Source organism: Nocardia sp. NPDC004711 (assembly GCF_053601595.1).
Map to the genome: position 1 here is coordinate 1 of NZ_JBSGCB010000003.1, position 23,054 is coordinate 23,054.

The 23,054-nt window shown below is 69.3% G+C and carries 20 protein-coding genes and 2 tRNA genes; 12 read left to right on the plus strand and 10 right to left on the minus strand.

Annotation, left to right across the window (positions count from 1 at the left end):
* Positions 1-117: 117 nt before the first annotated feature.
* Positions 118-1,011 (minus strand): NAD(P)H-binding protein, encoded by an 894-nt coding sequence (locus ACWEKS_RS03080; protein WP_452338534.1) that lies wholly within the window; start codon positions 1,009-1,011, stop codon positions 118-120.
* Positions 1,012-1,078: 67 nt separating this feature from the next.
* On the opposite strand from ACWEKS_RS03080, the gene ACWEKS_RS03085 reads away from it, so the two are divergent.
* On the plus strand, positions 1,079-1,885 hold the full coding sequence (locus tag ACWEKS_RS03085; protein WP_452338535.1) for a LysR family transcriptional regulator: 807 nt from the start codon (positions 1,079-1,081) through the stop codon (positions 1,883-1,885).
* 86 nt (positions 1,886-1,971) lie between these two features.
* On the opposite strand, the gene ACWEKS_RS03090 is transcribed toward ACWEKS_RS03085, so the two are convergent.
* The 4 genes from ACWEKS_RS03090 to ACWEKS_RS03105 all read right to left on the minus strand — a co-directional run bounded on the left by ACWEKS_RS03090 (position 1,972) and on the right by ACWEKS_RS03105 (position 5,196).
* A complete protein-coding gene (locus ACWEKS_RS03090) occupies positions 1,972-3,258 on the minus strand; it encodes a glycosyltransferase 87 family protein (protein WP_452338536.1) in 1,287 nt (428 codons plus the stop codon).
* 61 nt (positions 3,259-3,319) lie between these two features.
* Positions 3,320-4,642, minus strand: coding sequence for a phosphatase PAP2 family protein (locus ACWEKS_RS03095; RefSeq protein WP_452338767.1), 1,323 nt, complete (start codon positions 4,640-4,642; stop codon positions 3,320-3,322).
* 368 nt (positions 4,643-5,010) lie between these two features.
* Positions 5,011-5,087, minus strand: a tRNA-Pro gene (locus tag ACWEKS_RS03100).
* Positions 5,088-5,125: 38 nt separating this feature from the next.
* Positions 5,126-5,196: transfer RNA gene (locus ACWEKS_RS03105), tRNA-Gly, on the minus strand.
* A gap of 394 nt (positions 5,197-5,590) precedes the next feature.
* Between ACWEKS_RS03105 and ACWEKS_RS03110 the strand changes: the two genes are divergently transcribed.
* A complete protein-coding gene (locus tag ACWEKS_RS03110; protein WP_452338537.1) occupies positions 5,591-6,604 on the plus strand; it encodes a diguanylate cyclase domain-containing protein in 1,014 nt (337 codons plus the stop codon).
* A 68-nt stretch (positions 6,605-6,672) separates the two neighbouring features.
* Positions 6,673-7,500, plus strand: coding sequence for a DUF1542 domain-containing protein (locus ACWEKS_RS03115; protein WP_452338538.1), 828 nt, complete (start codon positions 6,673-6,675; stop codon positions 7,498-7,500).
* A 16-nt stretch (positions 7,501-7,516) separates the two neighbouring features.
* On the opposite strand, the gene ACWEKS_RS03120 is transcribed toward ACWEKS_RS03115, so the two are convergent.
* Complete coding sequence (locus ACWEKS_RS03120; protein ID WP_452338539.1) at positions 7,517-8,419, minus strand: alpha/beta fold hydrolase; 903 nt, start codon at positions 8,417-8,419, stop codon at positions 7,517-7,519.
* A gap of 114 nt (positions 8,420-8,533) precedes the next feature.
* Between ACWEKS_RS03120 and ACWEKS_RS03125 the strand changes: the two genes are divergently transcribed.
* Positions 8,534-9,127, plus strand: coding sequence for a TetR/AcrR family transcriptional regulator (locus ACWEKS_RS03125; RefSeq protein WP_452338540.1), 594 nt, complete (start codon positions 8,534-8,536; stop codon positions 9,125-9,127).
* A 346-nt stretch (positions 9,128-9,473) separates the two neighbouring features.
* Positions 9,474-10,493, plus strand: coding sequence for a zinc-dependent alcohol dehydrogenase family protein (locus ACWEKS_RS03130; RefSeq protein ID WP_452338541.1), 1,020 nt, complete (start codon positions 9,474-9,476; stop codon positions 10,491-10,493).
* 1 nt (position 10,494) lies between these two features.
* On the opposite strand, the gene ACWEKS_RS03135 is transcribed toward ACWEKS_RS03130, so the two are convergent.
* Positions 10,495-10,974, minus strand: coding sequence for a hypothetical protein (locus tag ACWEKS_RS03135; protein ID WP_452338542.1), 480 nt, complete (start codon positions 10,972-10,974; stop codon positions 10,495-10,497).
* 362 nt (positions 10,975-11,336) lie between these two features.
* Here ACWEKS_RS03135 and ACWEKS_RS03140 point away from each other — a divergent pair, with 362 nt between their 5' ends.
* Positions 11,337-12,548, plus strand: a complete 1,212-nt coding sequence (locus ACWEKS_RS03140; RefSeq protein WP_452338543.1) for a GAF domain-containing sensor histidine kinase — start codon at positions 11,337-11,339, stop codon at positions 12,546-12,548.
* 26 nt (positions 12,549-12,574) lie between these two features.
* On the opposite strand, the gene ACWEKS_RS03145 is transcribed toward ACWEKS_RS03140, so the two are convergent.
* Complete coding sequence (locus ACWEKS_RS03145) at positions 12,575-13,327, minus strand: hypothetical protein (RefSeq protein ID WP_452338544.1); 753 nt, start codon at positions 13,325-13,327, stop codon at positions 12,575-12,577.
* Between the two features lie 211 nt (positions 13,328-13,538).
* Here ACWEKS_RS03145 and ACWEKS_RS03150 point away from each other — a divergent pair, with 211 nt between their 5' ends.
* The 6 genes from ACWEKS_RS03150 (at position 13,539) to ACWEKS_RS03175 (ending at position 18,601) form a co-directional block, all read left to right on the plus strand.
* Positions 13,539-14,018: an NUDIX domain-containing protein gene (locus tag ACWEKS_RS03150; protein ID WP_452338545.1), complete on the plus strand. Its 480-nt coding sequence runs from the start codon at positions 13,539-13,541 to the stop codon at positions 14,016-14,018.
* 123 nt (positions 14,019-14,141) lie between these two features.
* Positions 14,142-15,332, plus strand: a complete 1,191-nt coding sequence (locus tag ACWEKS_RS03155; RefSeq protein WP_452338546.1) for a cytochrome P450 — start codon at positions 14,142-14,144, stop codon at positions 15,330-15,332.
* Positions 15,333-15,347: 15 nt separating this feature from the next.
* Positions 15,348-15,542, plus strand: a complete 195-nt coding sequence (locus tag ACWEKS_RS03160; RefSeq protein WP_364617128.1) for a ferredoxin — start codon at positions 15,348-15,350, stop codon at positions 15,540-15,542.
* Positions 15,542-16,738, plus strand: coding sequence for an NAD(P)/FAD-dependent oxidoreductase (locus tag ACWEKS_RS03165; RefSeq protein WP_452338547.1), 1,197 nt, complete (start codon positions 15,542-15,544; stop codon positions 16,736-16,738). The genes ACWEKS_RS03160 and ACWEKS_RS03165 overlap by 1 nt, the downstream gene beginning before the upstream one ends.
* A 19-nt stretch (positions 16,739-16,757) precedes the next feature.
* Positions 16,758-17,930 carry a sensor histidine kinase gene (locus ACWEKS_RS03170; protein ID WP_452338768.1) on the plus strand — a complete coding sequence of 391 codons (1,173 nt, stop codon included), beginning with the start codon at positions 16,758-16,760 and terminating at the stop codon, positions 17,928-17,930.
* Complete coding sequence (locus ACWEKS_RS03175; protein WP_452338548.1) at positions 17,927-18,601, plus strand: response regulator; 675 nt, start codon at positions 17,927-17,929, stop codon at positions 18,599-18,601. Before ACWEKS_RS03170 ends, ACWEKS_RS03175 begins: the two co-directional genes overlap by 4 nt.
* A 21-nt stretch (positions 18,602-18,622) precedes the next feature.
* On the opposite strand, the gene ACWEKS_RS03180 is transcribed toward ACWEKS_RS03175, so the two are convergent.
* Together ACWEKS_RS03180 and ACWEKS_RS03185 are read right to left on the minus strand one after the other, a co-directional pair.
* Entirely contained in the window at positions 18,623-21,202 is a 2,580-nt protein-coding gene (locus tag ACWEKS_RS03180; protein WP_452338549.1) for a polynucleotide kinase-phosphatase, read from the minus strand.
* Entirely contained in the window at positions 21,202-22,836 is a 1,635-nt protein-coding gene (locus tag ACWEKS_RS03185; protein WP_452338550.1) for a 3' terminal RNA ribose 2'-O-methyltransferase Hen1, read from the minus strand. The genes ACWEKS_RS03180 and ACWEKS_RS03185 overlap by 1 nt, the downstream gene beginning before the upstream one ends.
* Positions 22,837-23,054 lie beyond the last annotated feature (218 nt).

Genomic DNA, 23,054 nt, shown 5'->3' on the forward strand with positions numbered 1-23,054 from the left:
CATGCTGGCGGGCAGCCGATTGACCGAGCATCCCACCGGGCACCTGGACCGAATCCTGGCCGGGACCCGGCCCTAACACCAGTCTTAAGTAGCCGAGATCCGGGCGGTCCGGGGTGGTTATGCGCGGACCGCCGGCGCGAGGATCTGTTCGCACCATTCGCGGAAGGTTGTCGGGCTCGCGGTTTCGTCGGTGCGGGGGACGGCGTCGTCGAGGCCGTTGTTCTTGGCGTGCATCATGTCGACGTAGGCGGTCGCGATCGGGTCGCCGATGCCGCGCGCGGTCAGGGTGGCGCGGAAGTCGTCGAGAGATCGCTGCTGGTAACGGATTCGGCGGCCGAGTACCTCGGACATGGTGTGCGCCATCTCGTTCGGTGTCAGGTCCTGCGGGCCCAGTACCGGGACCTCGCCGGTTCCCGTCCAGGAGCGGTCGAGCAGCAGGCGGGCGGCCGCCGCGGCGATATCGCGGGTGGCGACCATCCGCGTCGGGCGGTCGGCGGCCTCGCTGCCGGTGAACACGCCGTCGTCCCGGATCGAAACCGCTTGCCACAGTAGGTTGTCCATGAACGACGGGTTCGCCACTGCGCGATAGGCCACGCCCGTGCTGGCGATGAGATCGTCCAGCGCCAGCGATGCCGTCACGTGCCCGGCCCGACCCGCGAGGGGAGTACCCCGCCCGAGCGACGAGACGCCGACGACGTGCCCGACCCCGTGGGTGGTGAACGCCTTCGCGGCGGCTTGGGTGAATCCGGTGAACACGTCGTCCAGGCTCGGCGCGTACAGGTCGGGCGGGACCAGCCAGAAGACCGCGTCCGCGCCGGCGAAGGCCCGGTCCACGACATCGGCGTCGCCGTGCGATCCGGTGACGATGTCGACGCGGGCGCGGATCGTCTCCGGGAGCTTCCCGGGATCGCGCACGATGACGCGCAATTCTTCACTGCGAGTGGATGTTTCGAGGAGGCGGTCGAGCAGTTGGCTGCCGATCTGGCCGGTGGGGGAGGTGATGACGATCATGCTTCGAGTCTGGTGACGGTTCGTCGCGGCGTCCAAGACCCTTTCCGCGGATTGATACCGTGAGGGTATGGATCTGGATCTGCGCAAGCTCCGCTACTTCGCCGCGGTGGCCGAGCATCGGCACTTCGGCCGGGCGGCGGAGAAGCTCTACATCGCCCAGCCCGTGCTGAGCCGTCAGATCAAGGCTTTCGAGCAGGAATTGGATTGCGCGCTGCTGGTGCGGACCACCCGCACCGTGGAGCTGACCGCTGCCGGACAGCAGCTCTACGAGGAGGCGCAGGGGATTCTCGCCGCCGTCGACGCGGCGGTGCGGCGCGTACAGGACGCCGACCACGGCGTGCGACGCCTGGTGGTCGCATTCTCGGCCGGACTGTACATCTCGGAGGCGATCCGGGAATTCGCGACACGTCACCCCGAGGTCGAAACCGATGTCGTGCCCGCACGCTGGTGGGAGCCGGACGCGCCGCTACGCGACGGCCGAGCCCAGATCGGTTACCTCCGGAGGCCTTTCAACGAATCCGGACTGCACACCATCCCCGTCGGCCACGACCCCAGGGTCGCCTGCATGCCCGCCACCCATCCGCTGGCCGCGCGCCGGGAACTCACCCTGGCCGACCTCGACGGCGAGCGAATGCTCGACACCCCGAAACGCCGCACCGCCTCACTGGAAGAAAAGTTCGAGCTGATTGCCTCCGGCCACGGCATGGCCCTGGTCCCCCGCAGCGTCGCCCGCGCCTACGTCCGCCCCGACCTCGTCCACCGCCCCGTCACCGACGCCCCCAGCGCCGAAACCTGCCTGGCAGTCGCCTCGGACCACCACGACAAGCTCCTCCGCGAATTCCTCGACATCGCCACCGCAACCCTGCGGTCCTGAACCATGCCGGAATCCGCGTGCTACGGACCGCTGGAAATCGCGACCGCACAGGGCATCTGCAGCTCCGGGATGATGGCGTTGACGATCTACGCGGTCCGATCGAGGGTGGCGCGCGCCCGCAGCCTGAGCAGCTGCCCGACACCGACGGCGAGCAGGGCCGCAGTGGCGATGATGTAGATGTCGCCCGGAATGTGCTGCCACCACGACCACGCGAGTTCCTGATGCTTGCCATTGGGGACGATGCCCGGGCCGATCAGGAAGAACAGTGCGAAGGCGCTGGTCACCGCGAACGGGGTGACACGTGGATTCGTGGTGGTCCAGGCGGCGGCCGTGATCAGGGCGGGCGCCACCCAGACCCAGTGATGGGTCCAGGACACCGGCGAGATCAGCAGCAGGACCGCGGCATTCACGAGCAACGCGGTCACCGAGACAATGGTCACCGGGCCCGCCGGACCGGCCGAGTCCGCGCTGCGGCGTTCGAGACCGACCAGGTGGTGCATCAGGGCGGCGCCCGCGCAGACCGCCACCACGGCCAGGCCCAGCCAGACCGCGGTGGCGGCGGGATTCGACAGGCCGAGGCGGAAGACCATGCCCTTGAGGGACTGGTTGCCGACATAGTCGGGGGAGCCGATGCGGTTGGTGTCGGCGATGGCGTGCAGCCAGTAGTCGCGCGATTCCCTTGGGAACAGTACGAATCCGGTGCCGATCACGCCCGCCGCGGTGGCGGCCGCCGTGCCCGCGGCCTTCCAGTCGCGCCGGATGAGGAAGTACAGGACGAAGGCGGCGGGCGTCAGCTTGGTGACCGCGGCGACGCCGATCAGCACGCCCCGCGGCCAGCGGGGCTTCTCGGTCAGGCAGTCGAGGGCGACGGCGGCCATGAGAACGAGGTTGATCTGCCCGAACCACAGTGTGGTCCGGACGGGTTCGACAGCCAGCATGAGCACGACCGCGGTCACACTGAGCGTGAGTTTCGTGCGCGGGTCCAGATCCGGGCGGACACGGGAGAGCACCAGCCAGATCGTAACGCCCAGGCACGCCAGCGAACTGGCGGTCACCATGAGTTCGGCCAGCCACAGCGGCATGATGGCGAGCGGGATCATCAGCACCGCCGCGGACGGCGGGTAGGTGAAGGGCAGGTCGGTGTGGCCCGCCACCGGCAGGGTCGGGCCGTACAGGGTGCCGTGCTCGAGCCAGCCCCGGGTGTCGACCCGGTACACCTGCAGGTCGAGGAAACCGTGCATGGCGGAGAAGATCGCCGTGATCGCCACCGACACCAGGATTCCGATCACGATCGGAATGCGGGGCAGGCCCGGGCGGCCCTCCGACTTCAGATTGCGCAGCAAGTCACGTTGCCCCGCCCGCGTAGTGATCATCAGGGAGACAGTAACCCTTTCGGCTGGTGCGCAGGATGTCCGGATTGCATTGGGAGACTGGTTAATCGATGGCAAATCCATCGATCGGGGTTCGGCCGCCCCAGTGCGCCAACCGGCTGCCCGGACGCGCGAACCAGGTCGCGTAGAAGAGGAAGGATACGGCGGCCAGCGCGCCCAGCACGACGCCCCCTGCGGGTACCGGATACTCCGCCATGGTCGCCGACAGGAACCGATAGGACAGCAATAAACCGGCGAGCACCGCCGCGCCGAGCGACACGATGCGGGCCCGGGACAGGTCCCAGCCGCGCTCCGGATCCCGCAGCGCCGACTCCACCGTCAGGCACAGCACCGCGCCCGCCACCAGATCGCTGCCGTAGTGGTAGCCGAAGCCGAGCGTCGCGAGCAGCGTGCACACCAGCCAGAAGGCGCCGGCCCAGCGCAGCCAGCGCGGCGCGGTGCGGGAGTGGATGAACAGGGCAGTGGCCCAGGCGGTGTGCATGGAGGGCATGCAGTTGCGGGCGGTCTCGGAGTCGAACAGCATCGGCTGCGGATCGTGGGTCAGCGCGGGCCAGACCTGCGGCCAGTCACCGATCTCCAGGCCGTGGCCGAGCGGGCCGTAGGCGAAGACCGGGCCGACGACGGGGAAGAGCACATAGCCGAGTGGGCCGATCACGCCCAGTACCAGGAAGGTTCGCACCAGGTGGTGCCGCGGCCACGCGCTCGTCGAGACATGGCGCAGCTGCCAGACGGCGACGACCACCGCCGCCACCGGGAGCTGGATGTAGACCACGTGCAGCACGTGCGAGGGCACCGGGCCCAGCGCCTCGAGCGCGCGGCCGACCAGCCACGCCGGTTCGCCCAGCGCCCGGTCGGCCAGCTGGACGTACTGATCGAGCACGCGGGGTCCGGCGACGATGCTGACCATCAGCCAGGTGTCGGCGAGCTTGGAGGCCATGACCAGCAGCACGCCGAAGGCGATGGCCTGCAGGGCGGTTCGGCGACGCTCGCCCTCCCAGCGGAGCACGACCACGGTCAGGGCGGTCAGGACCAGCGTCGGTCCGGTGCCGATCGATATGTGCCAGCCGCAGGCCATTTGCAGGGCCAAGGTCAACAGGTCCAGCACCGCGGCGGCAACCAAGCTGACGACCCGGACCCGGGTGGGCACCCCGATGCATGCCAGCCCCAATCCGGCCCATGACACGGCCGCCGACTGCGGGTTCGCGAAGTAGTCGTCGATCAGGCTGCGGAGCGGGCCCATCACCCCGTGCGCCGACGCCCATACCTGCGCGACGGTCAGCAACACCACCGCCACGCCCAGCCCGGCGGCCGGGAGGAGCCGAGAACGAGTCCCGGTGCCGGACAGCACCGAGGTGGAAACGTTCATCTTGTGGTCGACCAGCACTGTAAATCGATAACACAGCGCAAACGGAGGCACAACATCCGGTTACCGGAATCCCATTTTCGGGCGGGTCCGGCGTGTGCGATGCCATAGTGCGGGCCGCCGATCGCGCGGCGCGTGATCGGGGAGTTCGCCGCCGGTTCGGGCGACGCCACGGGTTGATCGGCAGGGCTGCCCGTTCACCCTGGACAGGTCCGGAGGCGGCAGAATCGTGGATCGATCACTGGTGAACGGAATCCGGCGGGCATCGAGGTGGACGCTGACCATGCAGGGCGCGAGGACCGTAACGCGCTGCGCCGCACGGCCATTGCCCGCGGTGAGCGGTGACATCCGTGGTGGTGCGAATCGAAAGATGGTCGGGGTGACAGGATTTGAACCTGCGACCCTCCGCTCCCAAAGCGGATGCGCTACCAAGCTGCGCTACACCCCGTTGCACGTCGGACTCGACGCTCCCGCTGAACGGGAAAGAGCGGGTGACGGGAATCGAACCCGCACCATCAGCTTGGAAGGCTGAGGTTCTACCATTGAACTACACCCGCAGCGACCGCATCCATGGATGCTGTGTGCGTTGAGCACTGTACCGAACCTCACTCCTGGAATGCCAATCAGGTGCCGTTGCCGCATGTCGCGGCCAGTGGGACGAGTCGGTCGGCGAGTCGCCGAAAACCCGCCGAAATTGGGTGTAACACCGGGGCCTCACCAGCGATGAGACATCCGATCGCCATTCGCGAGGCAGCGGGAACCTGTTCTGAATCAGGGGTTTTCGATGCCGGGTGGCTTGCTAGGATCCTTTTAGTCCGGACGGGGGTATCTGGAAAGGGGGCGGTGAGCATGCACCACTGGTGTGGCCGACCGCGTAGTAGTGAGTTCGATCCGAAGGGCGTGACCGGCGTGGCGGCCGGTCCTGGCATTTCGTGCGTCGGGTGAGCGCGCATGTCCATCCGTCTCGACACCCGAACCTCCGCCATCGTGGCGGCGACCATCCGCGAATGGGTGCGGGCAGTGCACCCCGGCGCGAGCAGCGCCGCGCTGGGCCAAGCGCCCGCGGTTCCCTCCGATGAACTCGAGCGCATCTTCGGCCGGATCATCGACGATCTGCTGGAATTGGCCGGGTCCGAACCGTTTCCGGTGCAGTCCGCCCGCCGCATCGGCCGCAGTCTGGCCGAATCGCCGTTCGAACGCACCCGCATGCTCGCCCCCGCCAGCCGTGCGCTGCTGGGGCTCTCGCCGGGCCAGCGCGGTTCGCTGATCGCCACCCGCTGGTCGTTCATCGCCAGCCAGGCCATCGACGCCTATGCCGAGGCGCTGCAGCAGCGCGCCCTGGCCCAGCAGGAACGCAGTCTCTCGGAGGCGGTCTCGGTACGGGTGCAGGAGATCGCGGCACTGCAGACCCGGCTGCGGCACGAGGCCACACACGACGCTCTCACCGATCTGGCCAATCGCTCACTACTGCAGGAGCGGGTGCGGGTGATGTCCACCGATCCGGCGCGCGGGGTGGGGCTGCTGCTCATCGATCTGGACGACTTCAAGGTGATCAACGACACCTACGGCCACACGGTCGGCGACGAGGTGCTGGTCACCATCGCCCAGCGGCTGCGCTCGACCTGCCCGCCCGACACCGTGATCTCGCGCTACGGTGGCGACGAATTCGTGGTCGCGCTGCCGTCCCGCCGCAATACCCTGGGCGAGCTGGCCATGCGGGTGCTGGCCGCGCTGTGCGAGCCGGTGCCCACGGCGGCCGGTCCGGTCCCGGCGTCGGCGAGTGTGGGCACGGCGTTCTGTCCGCCCGGACGGGAGTGCGACTTCTCCGATCTGCTGCGCAGCGCCGACCGGGCCATGTATTCGGCGAAAACAGCGGGCAAACGTCAGTTCGCGGTGTCGGAGCTAGACGAAGAGGAGGTTGATCCAGGTCGCCGCAACTCGCATTTCGCTGCGGTGGCCGGATAATTCGGGGTTTGGGGAAGCTCACAGCGAGTAGCAACAGTTCGGCGAATTCTGCCGCGTAGGCTGGTCGCGTGGCTACGGTCGTCGTTCTGCTCATTGTCATGGTGGTTGTCCTGCTTGCTGTGGTGGCGGTCAACCGCGCGCAGCAATCGCGTTCCAACACCCAGCTCGAGGATGCCAAGGCCGATGCGCGCCGGGTGATCGAGCGCCTCGGCGGGCAGGTCTACAACCTCGCCGGCACGGACGACGCGTCGAAGCAGGCCCTCGCCGATGCGGGCGAGCGGTTCAATGCCGCGGGCTCGCAGATCGAGCAGGCCACCACACCCGCGCAGGCGCGGCTCGCGAAAGAGACGGCGCTCGAAGGGCTTTACTACGTGGGGGCCGCGCGGACGGCCATGGGCCTGGACCCCGGTCCGGCTGTTCCGGAGCTCGACGGCCAGCGCAGTGCCGGCCGGGTCACCGAGGACCGTGCGATCGAATACGACGGGCGGCGCATCGAGGCCTCGCCTACGCCGTCGGCCTCCACTCCGAACTATTACCCGGGCGGTCGCGTCGCCGGTCGTCCCGTTCCGGCCGGTTGGTACTCCGAGCCGTGGTGGAAGACCGCCCTGGTCGCCGGTGCCTGGGGCGTCGGCTCGGCGGTGCTGTTCAATGCCCTCTTCAGCGGCATGTCCGGGGTCGGGTATGACTCGGCCGCCTTCGAAAGCGGTTACGGCGACGGCTATCAGGCCGGGCTGGACGCCGCCGACGGCGGATATGCCGACGGCGGCTACGACCAGAACGCCTCGGACCCCGGCTACGACCAGGGTGGCTACGACCCCGGGGCCGACCTGGGCGGCCAGGACTTCGGCGACTACGGCAATTTCGGCGGCTTCGACGGATTCGACAGCGACTTCTGACGCCTCGGGAAGGGGATCAGTGCCGGGTCTCGGCCCGGGTCGAGTCCAGGAAGGCGCGGATCGCGCTGGTCAGCTGTTCGGGCTGATCCTCGGGGGAGAAGGTGCGCGAATCGTGAATCCATTCGATGCGGGCGTCGGGGAATTCGGCGGCCAGGCGTTCGGCGTAGCGGTCCGGGAAGAAGCGGTCGCCCGCCGACCAGGCCAGTAGCACCGGCTTCTTGAAATCGGCGAAAGTCTTTGCGGCGGCGAGGGTGTACTGGCTGTCCAGGCCGCCGATGGCGCGGCGGACGTCCTCGCGGATGGCCTTGGTGCCGACCGGCAGGGCGTACGAGTCGCTGACCGCGCGGTCGATCGGGCCGCGGGCCAGCCAGCCGTAGGCGATGGGCAGGCGGCGAACGGCGCGGATGCGCAGACTCAGGGCCAGCGAGGCGAGCGCCCCCGGAGTGCGGGCGGCCAGGCCGACGTAGTCGAAGAACGGCGGCGGGAAGTTCTCGTAGGCGTCGCAGGAGGTCAGCACCAGGCGGGCGACGAGGTCCGGGCGGGCGGCCACGACCAGCTGGCTCACCGCGCCGCCGGAGTCGTTGCCCACCAGGGTGACCGGGCCGAGGTCCAGTTTCTCGATGGCCTGGATGACCAGCTGGGCCAGGCCGGGGGCGCTCAGGTCGGCGCCGGGCATGGCGGTGGTGTGCGAACCGAAGGGCAGATCGATTGCCACGCAGCGGAATTCGCCGGCGAGCGCTGGAACGACCCGGCGCCACAGGTTGGCATTGACCAGCAGTCCGTGCACGAAGACGACGGGATCGCCGCTGCCGCTGTCGAAGACGGTCAGCGTGCCCTGCGGCAGGGTGAGCTCGCGTCGGGCGCCGAGGGCGGGGTCGCGCCAGGCGGCGCGGGATTCAGGGGAGATGGTGTGCGTCATCTGGATGACTCCTCCGGGAGCAGTGACGATGAAGACGATTTCAAACTAACAAACAGGCTGCCTGTTTTCAATGGTTTCGCGTTACGATCCAGGCACCGAGCCAGAAAGGTGTCGATGATCAGGCAAGCCGAACGGTCCGAGTCGACCCGCGCGAATCTGATGGCCGCCGCGCGCGAACTCTTCGCCGAGCGCGGCTATGCGGCGGTCAGCACCCCCGAGATCGTGGAGCGCGCCGGCAGCTCCCGGGGCGCGCTGTATCACCAGTTCAAGGACAAGAAGGACCTGTTCCGCGCCGTCTACGAACAGGTGCAGCAGGAGATCCTCCAGCAGGTCGCCGAGACGATGGCCGAGGCCCCGTCGACGGACACCATGGCCGTTCTCGAAGCCGGACTGCACAACTTCCTGCTCTCCTGCGTCGACCCCGAACGTGTCCGTATCACCCTCATCGACGCGCCGTCGGTGCTCGGCTGGCAGGAGTGGCGCGCGGTCGACGAGAAGTACGGCCTGGGCCTGGTCGTCGCGGGCCTCGAATCCGGTATCCAGGCCGGCATCCTGCGCGCCGACCTCGACGTCCGTCCCCTGGCCCTGATGATCCTCTCCGCCCTCGGCGAGGCCGCCATGTTCATCGCCAATGCCGACGATCCCGAAACCGCCCGCGCCCGAACCGAACCCGCGGTGCTGGCCTTGATCAACGGTCTACGGGTCTAGACACCGAATCGCGCGACACGCCCCGGAATCCGAGCCGGCGACCCCGGAATCGATGGGATGATGGACCTGGCGCTCACCCCGCAACGCCGAGCCGAACTGGTCGCCCTGCTCGGCGCCGAGCCGCGGCTGCGCACCAAATTCCCCAGGGTCGCAGACTATCTCGACACCGCCTCCCGCCTGCCCGGCACCGGCGACGAACGCCCGGCAACCCCAGCGGTGGCAGCATTGGAGGGTAGGGCTGGAATTGGGCCGCGCTGTTTCGAATCTTCGCCGTCGTAGGGCGGGGCGACGATAGGCACGTCGAACCGCTGTGGGACCTGGATCCGACCGAAGGAGGGTCAGGGAGATGAGAACCATGCAGTCTGTTGTCGCCGATTCGGTGGGCGAGCCGTCCGAGGTTCTGCACCTGCGGACCCGCCCTGTTCCGGAGCCTGGTCCCGGCGAGGTCCGGATCCGGGTGGCGGCTGCACCCGTTCATGCCAGCGACCTGCATACCGTCCGCGGCAGATACGGATTCGCCCCGGAATTCCCCACCGTGCCCGGAATCGAATCGGTTGGTGTGATCGACGAACTCGGTAGCGGCACAGACGGTCTGACCATCGGGCAACGCGTCATTACGGTCGGAGTCAGGGGAACGTGGCAGGAGTATGTCGTTGCCGATGCCGAGCGGGTCTTGCCCGTTCCCGTCGGCATGAGCGATTCCACGGCCGCGCAGATTCTCAGCAATCCGCTCACCGCTGTAATCCTGACCGGTGATGAACTCGATGTTCGACCGGGTGAATGGCTCCTGCAGACGGCGGCGGGTTCAACCGTGGGCCAGTCGGTCATCCAGCTCGGCGTGCACGTCGGCTTCAAGACCCTCAATGTGGTCCGCCGTCGATCCGCGGTCGAGGACATTCTCGCGTTGGGTGGCACCGCGGTGATCTGCACGGAGGACGAGGACCTGCGCGAACGGGTGGCCGACATAGCGGGCCACGACGGGGTGTCCAAGGCGATCGACTGTGTCAGCGGTCAGGTGGGTGCGGACGTGTCGCGTGCGCTGGCACCGCACGGTGAGCTGGTCGTCTTCGGTGCGCTGTCCACGCACCGCCAGACCGATCCCGACAAACTCACCATCCCCGTCTTCGCGCGCTCGCTGATCTATGAAACCAAGACCGTCCGGGGGTTCTGGCTGTTCCGCTGGTTCACCGAGACCCCGAAGGATCGGATGGCCGCGACGATCGACCGGACACTTCAGCTCGCCGGCAGCGGCGCGTTGCGGGTGCCGGAGGGTCGGCCGATTCTCGTCGAAAAGTTCAGCGAAGCTGTCTATTTGGCCGAAGCTCCCGCACACGGGGGCAAACCGCTGCTGGTGTTCGAACCGTAGTTCACCCTCCTGGCGTCTGCGTGTTCTTTCCACTCGCGCCGCCGCCGCGAGCTTCGATGGCCTTGATGGACTTCTCGAACGGCCTTCCCAGGACGCGGGTGCCGAAGAGTCCGAGCACCGTCGCGAGCAGCCGTCCCCTGAGGTTCTTGCCGTCGCGGACCACGACGGCGTCCACGTCGGTCATGCCCGTGGGGAGCTGCGTGAGGGTGTAGGTGTGGCCCGAACCGCCACCCCACAGGTTGGAGTCGGTGGTCGTCATCACCACGTGATGGGGGTCGCTCCAGTCGTAGTGCAGACGTTCCCAGATGCCGCTCGAGCCCTCCGTGACATCGGCGTCGTGGGGGCCTTCGTGATGCACCTCGAGGTAGCTGTCTGCGCTGTTGCCGAAGAGTTCGTGCCGGCCCGGCCCGAAGTCGGTGAGGCCGGCCAGGAACTGCTCAGGCGTCGCGGTGGTCGTCTTGTGGAGATGGATCGTGGTCATGGCGCACGCCTTCCTTGACACTCGAATGATCCGCTCCGGTTCTGAAGACCGGGGTCGGTGACCCACATCCAGAACACCACTCGTTCGAGCGTCACGGAAGAGGTCTGCTCGAGCTGATCTTGCGAGTCCATCAGTACCTGACACCAGACCTGCGACCGCCGCCCGAGCCGATGGTGACGACTGTTCCCCCCGGGGTGGCTGCAGTGTGATCGCGGGAAGCTTGGATAAGCCTGTGCCCCAGTCGCTCTCAACGCGACTGCTGCGTTGGGTCTTCGTCCGAAAGGTCTGATTTCGTGGTTCTTCTCGGCGACACCGGCCCGAGAGATAAATGTCCTCAGGTTGCCTGTGGGTAGCCTGTGCCAATGTCCGATGAGCTGTGGGGTGTCGTACCGGACGAGCTGCGTGAACTGACGGCCTCGCGAGAGCGGCTACACGATCTGGTCGAGGCGGTGTACACGGTGGTCTCGGACCTGGATGTGGATCTGGTGCTGCGGCAGCTGGTGACCGCGGCGGTCCGGCTGGTCGGTGCCCAGTACGGCGCACTGGGTTTGCTCGAACCCGAGAACGGCAGCGGTGAACGGCAGCTGGCGCAATTCGTCCCGGTCGGTATGGACGAGGAGACCATTCGCCGGATCGGGCACTGGCCGCACGGCCGGGGCGTGCTCGGCACAGTGCTGTCCGGGGAGCATCCGGTCCGGCTGGCCGACCTCACCAAGAGCCCCGCCTTCGCGGCCTGGCCCGACGGGCATCCGCCCATGCGCAGCTTCCTCGGGGTGCCGCTGCGCTATCGCGGCACGGTCCTGGGCGATCTGTACCTGACGAACAAGCGCGGGGGTGCGTTCAGCGACGAGGACGAACGGATCATCGAGGCGCTGGCCGTCATCGCGGCCGTGAAGATCGTCAATGTGCGCATGTACGACCAGGTGCAGCACGACACCGAACGCCGCCGCCGGGACGCGGCCACGATCGCCGTCCTCGAGGAGCGTGATCGCATCGCCCGCGACCTGCACGACTCCGTGATCCAGCGCATCCACGCCTCGGGCCAGGCTCTGCAGAGCGCGCTCCGGATGAACCCGGCGCCCGAGATCGGGGAGCGGCTCGCCCGCGTGGCGGCCGACCTGGACGACGCCGTCCAGGACATCCGCGCCACCCTCTTCGCGCTGCCGCCGACCACCGGCGAGCAGGGTGGATTGCGCAGTGAGATCACCGAATTGGTGTCCACCGCCGCCCGCCACCTCGGCTGCACACCGAGCCTGCGGCAGGACGGTCCCCTCGACACCCGGGTGCCGCCGGAGACCGGGCGGCAGGCGCTGGCCGTACTGCGTGAGTCACTGTCGAATGTGGCGCGCCACGCCGAGGCCACCCGCATCGACGTGGACGTCACCGCGGCCCGGGGGGAACTGCGAATCTCGGTGGCGGACAACGGTATCGGCGTGGGCGACGCGCCCCGGCGGGGCGGGCTGCGCAAGATCGCCGAACGCGCCACCAACCTCGCCGGCGCGCTCGAACTTGGGCCGGGTCTGGACGGATACGGCACCACGCTGGTCTGGCGGGTGCCGATTCCGCAGTTCTGAGCGGCGGCCGCTTCCGGCCGGGTGCGTCAGTTGCTCGTCTGCGCAGGCTGCGCAGCCGCCGGGGCCGTGGTCTTGTCCGCCCACTTGGTGGTGCCGTCGGCGGCCTGCATGGTGGACAGCAGATCGATGCCTGCCGCGATGAGGGTCGGGCCGCCGAGGGCGATGGTGCCGATGATGCCGCCCGCCGCGGCGCCGGTGGTGAGGCCCGGGATACAGCCCGCCACCAGGGTGACGATGCAGCCGATGGTCGCGCCGATGGCGGTGCCCACGAAGGTGCCGACGGTGGTGGCCAGGCTGAACTGGGTGACGAAGCTGCTCAGCGCGCGGTCGTTCTCCATTTGCGAGGCAACCGGTTTCACGACCAGCGGCTGCGACACCGACACCCCGGCCGGTTTGTCGGGAGTGAGGGCCAGCACGGTGCCGTCCTTCTGCACCTCGGACTTGACCGGAATATCGATGGGTCCCAGATGGAATTTCAGCGGCAGCGTGAGCAGCACCTTGCCGTCGGCGTCCTTCACGTTCACCACGTCGGCGGGCTTGGCCGCCGGGTCCGAATCGGGGGCCGCCGGCGCGGAATCCTCGGCCGCCTGCGACAACTCGAAGGTGCCGCCCTTGAGCGTGGTGACGACGGTCTTGTCCACCAGCTTGGCCGAGTACACCAGGCCGGGGGCGGCGGGCTCGGCGTTCGCCGGGCCGGCTGCCACCGACAGTGCGGTGGCCTGGGTCACGAGTGCGCCGATCACCAGGGTGGCAGTCGCGCAGGTGTTGCGGAACTCCATGCGGTATCCAATCCGTCAACAGGTGTGGGCCGTCCGAACCCAGGAGCTTAATGGAATTCGATGGTGCCGAACAGGTTTCGGGCGCAAGACACCGCACGGGAAATATTCGTCCGTTATCGGGAAAATATCCCTAACGTCCGAATTGCCGCAGCGTCGCTCACAGTAGCGCCCGCGGTGTGCGCCAGCGCGCCGATTCGGCAAACTCCTTGCCATGAGCCTCAGATTCAGCGCCGGAGTCCTGCTGTTCCGCCGTACCACCGGCCTCGAAGTGCTGATCGGCCACATGGGCGGACCGTTGTGGGCGAAGAAGGACGCCGCCGCCTGGTCCATCCCCAAGGGCGAGTACGAGCCCGCCGAAGAGCAGCCGCGCGACGCGGCCCGCCGCGAATTCGGCGAAGAGCTCGGCCTGCCCGTGCCCGATGGCGAATGGATTCCGCTCGGCGACGTCCAGTACGGCAGCGGAAGCAGCAAGAAGCAGGTCACGGTGTGGGCCGTCGAGGGCGACCTGGATCCGGAACAGGTGGTGCCGGGCACGTTCGACATGGAGTGGCCGCCACGATCCGGGCGAATCGCCGAATTCCCCGAAATCGACCGGGTCGCCTGGTTCGACCTGGACACCGCCCACGAGAAACTCGGCAAGGGCCAGCGCCCCTACCTCGACCGCCTGCGCGAGCACCTCGCCGGCGCGTAGCCCGGCATACCGCGTTCGCGGTATGCCGAAAGTCCACGTCCGGACGACGACGGCCACCCGGTCCCGGCGGCAGGGTGGTTGTTACCGCGATCAGCGGATCGCCACCGTTCGGAAAGGACGTCGATGACCCATACACAGCTCGCCGGGAGCCAGCCCGTGGTCCGGACCTGTCCGTTCAGCCCGCCCGGGGAATACCGGGAATTGCGCGAGCAGGATCCGGTCGCGCACGTCACCCTGCCGGACGGCATCGACGGCTGGCTGATCACGCGATACGCCGACGTGCGGGCCGTGCTGTCCGACCCGCGTTTCAGCTCGAGACGTCGCGGTGTCACCGGCAATCACCGTGGCTCGCAAGAGATTCCGCCGCCTCCGCCGGGCTGGTTCATCTTCATGGACGCGCCGGAGCACAGCCGCCTGCGCAAGATGCTCACCGGCCAGTTCACCGTGCGGCGCATGCGCGAGCTGGCCCCGGCGGTGGAGCGGATCGTCGCCGATCACCTGGACGCCATGGCGGCGGCCACCGGTCCGGTCGACCTCGTGCAGGACTTCGCGCTGCCGATTCCCTCGCTGGTCATCTGCGAGCTGCTCGGGGTGCCGTACGCCGATCGTGCTGAGTTCCAGCACAATTCGGCCACGCTGCTGCGGCTCGGCGCACCGGTCGACGAGGTGGCGCGGGCCCAGCTGGAACTGAACCAGCTGATCCACCGCCTCGCCGTCCAGAAGCGGACCGAGCCCGCCGACGACATCCTCAGCGCCCTGGTCCGGGACGGGGACCTCACCGATGAGGAGCTGGCGGGCATCGGTGTACTGCTACTGGTCGCCGGGCATGAGACCACGGCCAACATGATCGCCCTGAGTACCCTGTGCCTGCTGCGCGACCCCGCCCAGCTGGCCCTGCTGCGCGCCGAGCCCGAGCATGCCGACGCCGTGGTGGAGGAGTTGCTGCGCTTCCTGAGTGTCATCCAATTCGGCATCCGCCGAACGGCTTTGGAGGATGTCGAGGTGGGCGGTCAGCTGATCCCGGCGGGTGGCACGGTGGTCGCGCACCTGCCCGCGGCCAACCGCGACCCGGAGCTGTTCCCCGACGATCCGGAAAGCCTGGACCTGCTGCGCCCTCACCGGCCGCACGTGGCGTTCGGCTTCGGTATCCATCAGTGCATCGGCCAGCAGCTGGCCCGGCTGGAGCTGCGCATCGCGCTGACCGCCCTGTTCGAACGCTTCCCGGAGCTGCGGCTCGCGGTGCCGCTGGAGGCGGTTCCGATGCGCGACGAGATGGTCGTCTACGGCGTCCACGAGCTGCCGGTGACCTGGTAGGAGGGGAGATATTCCATGAAGATCCACATCGACGAGAACAGATGCTGCGGCGGCGGTCAGTGCGTGGTGGCCGCACCGGAGGTGTTCGACCAGCGCGACGAGGACGGCATTGTCCTCCTGCTCGATCCCCGCCCGGCCGAGGAGCTGCTGCCGCGGGTGCTCGATGCCGCCGCGCGCTGCCCGGCCCTGGCCATCCGGGTGGAGCAGTAGTGCCCGGCCCCGATCACCTTGTGGTGGTGGGCGCTTCGGCCGCCGGGCTGAGCGCGGCCGAGGCCCTGCGGCGCGAGGGCTTCACCGGCACGCTCACCCTGATCGGCGAGGAGACCCACGCGCCCTATGATCGGCCGCCGCTGTCGAAGCAGCTGCTCACCGGCGACCGGCAGCCGCCGGACATCGCGCTGCGCGATGATGCGGCGCTCGCGGGGCTCGATCTCGAACTGCGATCGGGTTGCCGCGCAACGGGTCTGGACACCGATGCGCGCACCGTCACCCTCGCCGACGGCCACCGGGTGCGCTATGACGGCCTGATCATCGCGACCGGCCTGCGCCCCCGCCGTCTGCCCTTCGGGCACGACCTGGCCGGAATGCACGTGCTGCGGACCCTCGACGACGCCCTCGCCCTGCGCGCGGAACTGGCGGCCGGACCGCGGGTGGTGGTGCTCGGCGCGGGCTTCCTCGGCAGCGAGATCGCCGCGTCCGCACGGGAACTCGGAGTGGACGTCACCCTCGTGGACGCCGAGCCCGCGCCGCTGATCCGCCAGTTCGGTGCGGAGGTCGCGGACCTGGTGGCCGCGACGCATCGCGACCACGGCGTGCGAATGCGGATGGGCCGCAAGGTTTCCGATATCGAGGGCGCGGACGGCCGGGTCACCGCCGTGGTGCTCGACGACGGGACCCGGCTGGCGGCCGATGTCGTGGTGGTCGCCATCGGCTCGGTCCCCGCCGTCGACTGGCTGGCTGGATCCGGCGTCCCGGTCGGCGACGGGGTGCTCTGCGACGAATACTGCCGGGCCGCGCCGGGCGTGTACGCCGCCGGTGATGTCGCCAACTGGCCGCATCCGGGCCTCGGCGCCCGGGTCCGGTTCGAGCAGCGCACCAACGCGGGCGAGCAGGCCATGGCCGCGGCCCGCAATCTGCTCGCCGAACCGGGACGGGAAACACCCTATGCGCCAACCCCTTACGGCTGGACCGACCACTACGACAGCAAGATCCAGATCCACGGCTGGTGTCCCGCCGGCGCCCGGACCGAGATCGTCGCGGGAGACCCCCGCGAACGCAAGTTCGTCGCGCTCTACCGCGTCAGCGACCGGGTCGTCGGGGCGGTGGGCTGGAACAGCGCCCGCACCCTGCGGGAATACCGTGGCCGCGTCACCGTGCCGGGTCACGCCGATGCGTGCGGCGGGTAGGTACCTTGACGACGTGCGGATGATCGCCCGGCTGCGGTGCTGGCTGCGAGTCCGGCCGTGGGCGGCCGACCTCGCGGTCGCGATCGGATGCTTCCTGGTCGCCACCCCGGTGGCCGCGAGCATGGCGTACCTGCGGCACAGCCCGATGGACCGGGCGGTCAGCGGGCTCGCGCTCACCTGTGTGCCGCTGCTGGTCCGCAGCCGGTGGCCGATCCCGGTGGTCGCGGCCACCGTGCTGGTGGAAGTCGCCCGCTACCTGGTGATTCCGTACTCCACACCGCCGCCCGCGGCCACCGCGGTCGCGCTCTTCACGGTGGCGAACCGGATGGATCGGCGCACCGCCTGGCTGGCCGGCGTGTGCGCCGCGGTGCCGCTGGTCGCCGCCATCCTCATTTCGCAGCCGAGTCCGGCGGATCTGCCCCAGGCGCTGTCCCAGATCGCCTGGACCCTGCTCGGCGTCGCCGCGGGCGATGCGGTGCGCAGCCATCGGAAGCTGCTGGCGGCGGCCCTCGAACGGGCCGAAACCGCCGAACGTGACCGGGAGGCGGAGGCCGCCCGCCGGGTCGCCGAGGAACGCCTGCGGATCGCCCGGGAACTGCACGACGTGGTCGCCCACCACATCACGCTGGTGAACGCGCAGGCCAGTGTCGCGCACCATCTGATGCGCACCGATCCGGACCACGCCTACCAGGCGCTGGAACGCATTCGCGACACCAGCCGGACCGCCCTCGACGATCTCCGCGCGACCGTCGGAGTGCTGCGCGCGGAGGACGAGTCGGGGCTATCGCGCGCCCCCTCACCCGGCCTCGGGGAGCTGACCGAGCTGGTGGAGTCCTTCCGGCACGCCGGGCTGGACGTCATCGTCGAGCGTTCCGGAGAGCCGTTCGAGCTGTCCTCGCTGTCCGACCTCACCGCCTACCGAATCATTCAGGAGGCGTTGACCAATACCCGTAAGCACGCCGGGGTGCGGACCGCGCGGGTGCGGCTGGACTATCGACCCGACCGGGTGCGGATCACCGTGGAGGACGACGGCCGCCTGCGTGCGGAGACCGGCACCGGCTACGGGATGATCGGCATGCGGGAACGCGTGAAGGCCGTGGGCGGCACGCTCGATGCGGGCCCGGGCCCGCACGGTGGTTTCCGGGTGGACGCCGAACTGCCGCATCGCAACGGCCGAAAGGGCGGGTCATGACGATTCGGGTAGTGCTGGCCGACGACCAGGCGCTGCTGCGCGACACCTTCCGCATGCTCATCGACTCCACCGAGGACATGCGGGTGGTCGGCGAGGCCGCCACCGGCCGCGAAGCGGTCGAACTCGCCCGCACCCACCGGGCCGACATCGTGCTGATGGACATTCGCATGCCCGAGCTGGACGGCCTGGCCGCGACCCGGCTGATCAGTGCGGACGAGGACCTCGCCGGCGTGAAGGTGCTGGTGCTCACCACCTTCGAGCACGAGGAGCACGTCGTCGAGGCCCTGCACGCCGGGGCGAGTGGATTCCTCGGCAAGGGGATGAACGCCGACGAACTGCTCGCCGCCATCCGCACGGTCGTCGCCGGCGACGCCCTGCTGTCGCCCACCGCGACCAAGGCGCTGATCGGCCGCTTCCTGGCCCAGCCGGACCCGGTGCGCTGGGAGCCGCCGCCCGCACTGGCGGCACTCACCCCGCGCGAACGCGAGGTGGTCACGCTGGTCGCGCTGGGCCTGTCCAACGACGAGATCGCCGAACGCCTCTTCATCACCGCCCTCACCGCCAAGACCCACGTCAATCGCGCCATGGCCAAACTCGATGCGCGCGACCGGGCCCAGCTCGTCGTCATCGCCTACCGCACCGGCCTGGTGCGCCCCGACACTCCGAGCTGAACCGGGCAGCCTTCCGGTCGGCTACAGCCGAGGGTCGACCGGCTCGGTTTCCAGGGCCAGGATCGCGAACACCGCCTCGTGGACGCGCCACAGCGGCGCCCGGGCCACGAAGCGGTCCAGGGCCTCCAGGCCCAGGGCGTACTCGCGCAGCGCCATCGAGCGCTTGCCGCCGAGGCCGCGGGAGCGCAGACGGTGCAGCTGGTCGGGCCGCAGGTACTCCGGGCCGTAGATGATCCGGAGGTATTCCGGGCCACGGCATTTCACGCCCGGCTGCACCGGCCGGCCACTGCGGGTGCCGGTGCCGGACACCAGCGAGCCGAGCGGCTTCACCACCATGCCCTCGCCGCCGGCCGCGGTGAGCTCGGTCCACCACGCCGTCGCGGCGGCCTCGGCCTCCGGGGAGGCGAGGTCGACCAGGCGGCGGCCGGTCGAGGTGAAGAACTCCGGGTCGGCGGCGACCAGGCGGTCGATGCGCTCCAGGTGCCAGTTATGGTCGCGCCCTGCGTAATTCGCGCCGGAGGCGGCCAGCAACTGGAACGGGGCCAGGCGCACGCCGTCGAGGCCGTCGGTGGGCCAGCAGTAGCGGCCGTAGGCGGCGGTGAAGGCGTCGGCGTCGGCCCGGCGCGCTCCCGTGCGTGCGGCGAGATCGCCTGCGTCCAAACCGCGTTCGATCGCGGCCGCCAAGACCTCGGCGGCCCGGCCGAGCGAGGCCCGGGCCGCCGCGCCGACCGCGGCGTACTGGTTGCGCAGCAGCCCCAGCGCCTTGGCCGACCACGGCAGCAGCTCGGTGTCCAGCAGCAGCCAGTCGGTGCCCAATTCCTCGAACAGCCCGGCGGTTTCGGCCGCCGCCCGCACCCGGGTCAGCAGCGATTCGGCGCGCGCCGAATCGTCGAAGAACGGGCGGCCGGTGCGGGTGTACACCGCGCCGGTGCTGCCGTCCTCGACGCCGAACCGGTCCCGCGCCGCCTGGGCCGACCGCGAAACCACCACGACCGCACGCGAACCCATGTGCTTCTCCTCGCACACCACGGTGTCCACGCCCTCGGAGCGGTAGTACTCGAAGGCCTGGGCCGGGTGCTCGAGATAGCCGTCCAGGGTGGAGGTGGCGCACGGCGACATGGTCGGCGGCAGGTACACCAGCCAGCGCGGGTCCACGGCGAAGCGGCTCATCACCTCGAGCGCGGCGCTCGCGGCGTCCTCCTGCACGGTGACCCGGCCGAGGTGGCGGGTCTCCACCACCCGCCGGCCCAGCACGTCGTCCAGGTCGAGCACGCCCGGATCCCGCCGCACCACCGCCTCCCCGGTGGCGAAGGTGGCGGCCGCGAGCGGGCGCACGGGCTCGAACCAGACCTGTTCGGCAGGCACCGACACCGGCTCCCGCTCCGGGTAGCGCAGCGCGGTCAGACGGCCGCCGAACACCGCACCGGTATCCAGGCACAGGGTGTTGTTCACCCACACCAGTTCGGTCATCGGCGTGTGGCCGTAGAGCACCAGCGCCCGGCCGCGGTAGTCGTTCGCCCACGGGTACCGCACCGGCAGCCCGTATTCGTCTGTCTCGCCGGTGGATTCGCCGTACATGGCGAACTCGCGCACCCGGCCCGAGGTACGGCCCTGGTACTCCTCCTTCAGACCGGCGTGCGCGACCACCAGCTTGCCGCCGTCGAGCACATAGTGGCTGACCAGGCCGCGCATGAATTCCTGTGCGGTCTTGCGGAATTCGGCGTCCTCGGCCTCCAGCTGGGCGAGCGACTCGGCCAGGCCGTGCGCCACCGTGACGCGGCGGCCGTCGAGCGCGCGCACCAGCTTGAACTCGTGGTTTCCGGTGACGCACAGGGCGTTTCCGGATCCGGCCATGCCCATCACCAGCCGCAGCACGCCGGGCGTATCCGGCCCGCGATCGACCAGGTCGCCGACGAACACCGCGGTGCGACCCTCGGGGTGCCGCGCGTCGACCGCCCGTCCCTGCGCGTCCCGGGCGATGACATAGCCGAGTTCGCCCAGCAGCGTCTCCAGCTCGCTCCGGCAGCCGTGCACGTCACCGATCACATCGAAAGGCCCGGCGAGATCGGTCTTGTCGTTCCACAGGCGCTCGTCCGCGATGGTGGCGGCCTCGATCTCCTCGACGCCTCTCAGCACGTGCACCTTGCGGAAACCCTCGCGCTCCAGGAACTTCAGCGAACGCCGCAGATCGCGCTGGTGGCGCCCCACCACGTGCGGCCCCAGATCCGCGCGATCCACCCGCAGTGCATTGCGCTGCACGCACACCGCTTCCGGCACGTCCAGCACGATCGCCACCGGCAGGACATCGTGCGCCCGCGCCAGCTCCACCAGCGCCTGCCGCGCCTTGGGCTGCACATTGGTGGCGTCGATGACGGTGCGCAGCCCGCGCCGCAGGCGCACCCCCGCCACGTGGTGCAGCAGCCCGAACGCCTCGGCCGTCACCGACTGATCGGCCTCGTCATCGCTCACCAGCCCCCGGTAGGCATCCGACGACAGCACCGCCGTCGAGCGGAAGTGCTTGTGCGCGAACGTGGATTTCCCGGAGCCGCTGCTGCCGATCAACACGACCAGCGACAGCACCGGAACCGACAGCTCTGCCATCACGCGACTCCTTTCTCATCGCCGTTCTGCCCGTCCCGTTTGGTGAACACAGCCATCTGCGTCGACGCCCCCACTTCCGCATCCTCGGGCCCGATCGGCTCGAACCGCACGGCATACCCGTACGTCCCACCGACCCGGTCCGCCCAGTCCGCGAATTCTGCCCGGTTCCACTCGAATCGGTGATCCGAATGCCGGAACGCGCCCGCGTCGAGCCCGTCGTAGCGCACGTTGTACTCGCTGTTCGGCGTCGTCACGACCACGGCGCCCGGAGCGGCAGCCCCGAACACCGCGTGCTCCAGCGCCTGCAACCGCGGCGCGTCCACGTGCTCGATCACCTCCATGAGCACCGCCGCGTCATAACCCCGCAAAGCGGCGTCGGTATAGGTCAGCGCCCCCTGCCGCAGCGTCACCCGCCGCGACTGCCACTCCGGCGCCCGCCGCAGCCGCCGCGCCGCGATCTTCAACTCGCGCATCGACACATCGATCCCGACGATCTCCGTGAACGCCCGGTCCGCCACCAGCTCCAGCAGCAACGCCCCCTGCCCGCACCCGAGATCGAGCACCCGGCTCGCCCCGGCCGACAGCAGCGCGCGATGCACTGCCGCCCGCCGCAATACGGCCAGCGATGGGCCGCGTTCGCCCGCCTCCGCGGAACAGGAAGTCTCCGCCCGCGGATCGGTCGCCGGGACCGGATCGCCGGTCCCCCCGGAGACCGGGCCGAGGCCGGTTGCCTGCGCTGACATCAGCTCCGTTGCGGCCGAGGAGACTTCGCCGCCGAGGTCGGGCGCGGGCGGCGTGGTCTCGACACCGGCCCCCTCGTCGTCGCTATCGTGCTCGATCGCGCCGAGTTCCTCCGGGTCGCCGTCGTCCAGCTCGGCGAGGCGGGCGAGGGCGGCGCGGACCAGGGTGTGGCGACGGGTGAGGTAGCGGCGGGTGATCCACTCGCGTTCGGGGTGGGTCGTGAGCCAGCCCTCGCCGAAGCGGAGGAGTTTGTCGATTTCGGCGGTGTCGAGCCAGTAGTGCTTGCTGCCATCGAGGACGGGCAGCAGGACATAGAGGTGCGACAGCGCATCGGACAGGCGCTGCGTTCCGGTGAGCTCGAGCCGCAGGTAATGGGAATCGCCCCAGTCCGGGAAGGCCGGGTCCAGGGGGAGGGGAGTGGCCACGACGGTCCAGCCCAGGGGCGCGAAGACCCGCTCGGCGTACTCCGCCCCGCCCTTGCAGGGGACGGCCGGGAGCTCGATGCGCAGCGGCAGCGCGGTCTCAGCCAGCTCGGGACGCTGCTTGCAGCGGCCGTGCAAGGCGGTGCCTAACACCGTCGAAATAGCCACGGACACCAGCGAAGACGCCGCATACGGGCGGTCGTTCACATACTGCCCCAGGCTGAATTCGGGCGTGCCCTTGGACTTTCCGCGCACCGCTCCGCCTCCCCGCGCTTGCCGGACCGGATCGATCTCCAGCAGCAGCGCGGCCGTGCACCGGTCGTCTTCCACCTCCGGGTAGAGGACGTGTGCGACACCGTAGGACTGCTCGAAAGTCTGTATGCGCGAAGGATTCTTGTGCAGCAGGTACCCCAGATCGGAGGCCGGCCAGGCGGCGCCCTCGGGTCGCGTACAAGAAATCGTCAACAGCATCCTGAGATGCTCCCGTAGGCCGAGAGCGCCTGCAAATACATTTCCTTCTCGACCTGCGCCGATATCAGCGACGGGCGCGGACCCCTCAGTGTAGGGGGCTTGCTGGGCAACGCGATCGCGCTCACACTCGAAAATAGGTGTCCGGGGGAGGTTTTCGCCGGCGATCCGAGGGGCCGGGGCGAAACACCGTTCGGGCTCACCGTGATCGGAGAGCTGGG

Bases quoted from the DNA above. Each gene is read 5' to 3' on its own strand.
- ACWEKS_RS03080 (WP_452338534.1), bottom strand. From the start codon at position 1,011: ATGATCGTCATCACCTCCCCCACCGGCCAGATCGGCAGCCAACTGCTC.
- ACWEKS_RS03085 (WP_452338535.1), top strand. From the start codon at position 1,079: ATGGATCTGGATCTGCGCAAGCTCCGCTACTTCGCCGCGGTGGCCGAG.
- ACWEKS_RS03090 (WP_452338536.1), bottom strand. From the start codon at position 3,258: ATGATCACTACGCGGGCGGGGCAACGTGACTTGCTGCGCAATCTGAAG.
- ACWEKS_RS03095 (WP_452338767.1), bottom strand. From the start codon at position 4,642: ATGAACGTTTCCACCTCGGTGCTGTCCGGCACCGGGACTCGTTCTCGG.
- ACWEKS_RS03110 (WP_452338537.1), top strand. From the start codon at position 5,591: ATGTCCATCCGTCTCGACACCCGAACCTCCGCCATCGTGGCGGCGACC.
- ACWEKS_RS03120 (WP_452338539.1), bottom strand. From the start codon at position 8,419: ATGACGCACACCATCTCCCCTGAATCCCGCGCCGCCTGGCGCGACCCC.
- ACWEKS_RS03125 (WP_452338540.1), top strand. From the start codon at position 8,534: ATGATCAGGCAAGCCGAACGGTCCGAGTCGACCCGCGCGAATCTGATG.
- ACWEKS_RS03130 (WP_452338541.1), top strand. From the start codon at position 9,474: ATGAGAACCATGCAGTCTGTTGTCGCCGATTCGGTGGGCGAGCCGTCC.
- ACWEKS_RS03135 (WP_452338542.1), bottom strand. From the start codon at position 10,974: ATGACCACGATCCATCTCCACAAGACGACCACCGCGACGCCTGAGCAG.
- ACWEKS_RS03140 (WP_452338543.1), top strand. From the start codon at position 11,337: ATGTCCGATGAGCTGTGGGGTGTCGTACCGGACGAGCTGCGTGAACTG.
- ACWEKS_RS03145 (WP_452338544.1), bottom strand. From the start codon at position 13,327: ATGGAGTTCCGCAACACCTGCGCGACTGCCACCCTGGTGATCGGCGCA.
- ACWEKS_RS03150 (WP_452338545.1), top strand. From the start codon at position 13,539: ATGAGCCTCAGATTCAGCGCCGGAGTCCTGCTGTTCCGCCGTACCACC.
- ACWEKS_RS03155 (WP_452338546.1), top strand. From the start codon at position 14,142: ATGACCCATACACAGCTCGCCGGGAGCCAGCCCGTGGTCCGGACCTGT.
- ACWEKS_RS03160 (WP_364617128.1), top strand. From the start codon at position 15,348: ATGAAGATCCACATCGACGAGAACAGATGCTGCGGCGGCGGTCAGTGC.
- ACWEKS_RS03170 (WP_452338768.1), top strand. From the start codon at position 16,758: ATGATCGCCCGGCTGCGGTGCTGGCTGCGAGTCCGGCCGTGGGCGGCC.
- ACWEKS_RS03175 (WP_452338548.1), top strand. From the start codon at position 17,927: ATGACGATTCGGGTAGTGCTGGCCGACGACCAGGCGCTGCTGCGCGAC.
- ACWEKS_RS03180 (WP_452338549.1), bottom strand. From the start codon at position 21,202: ATGGCAGAGCTGTCGGTTCCGGTGCTGTCGCTGGTCGTGTTGATCGGC.
- ACWEKS_RS03185 (WP_452338550.1), bottom strand. From the start codon at position 22,836: ATGCTGTTGACGATTTCTTGTACGCGACCCGAGGGCGCCGCCTGGCCG.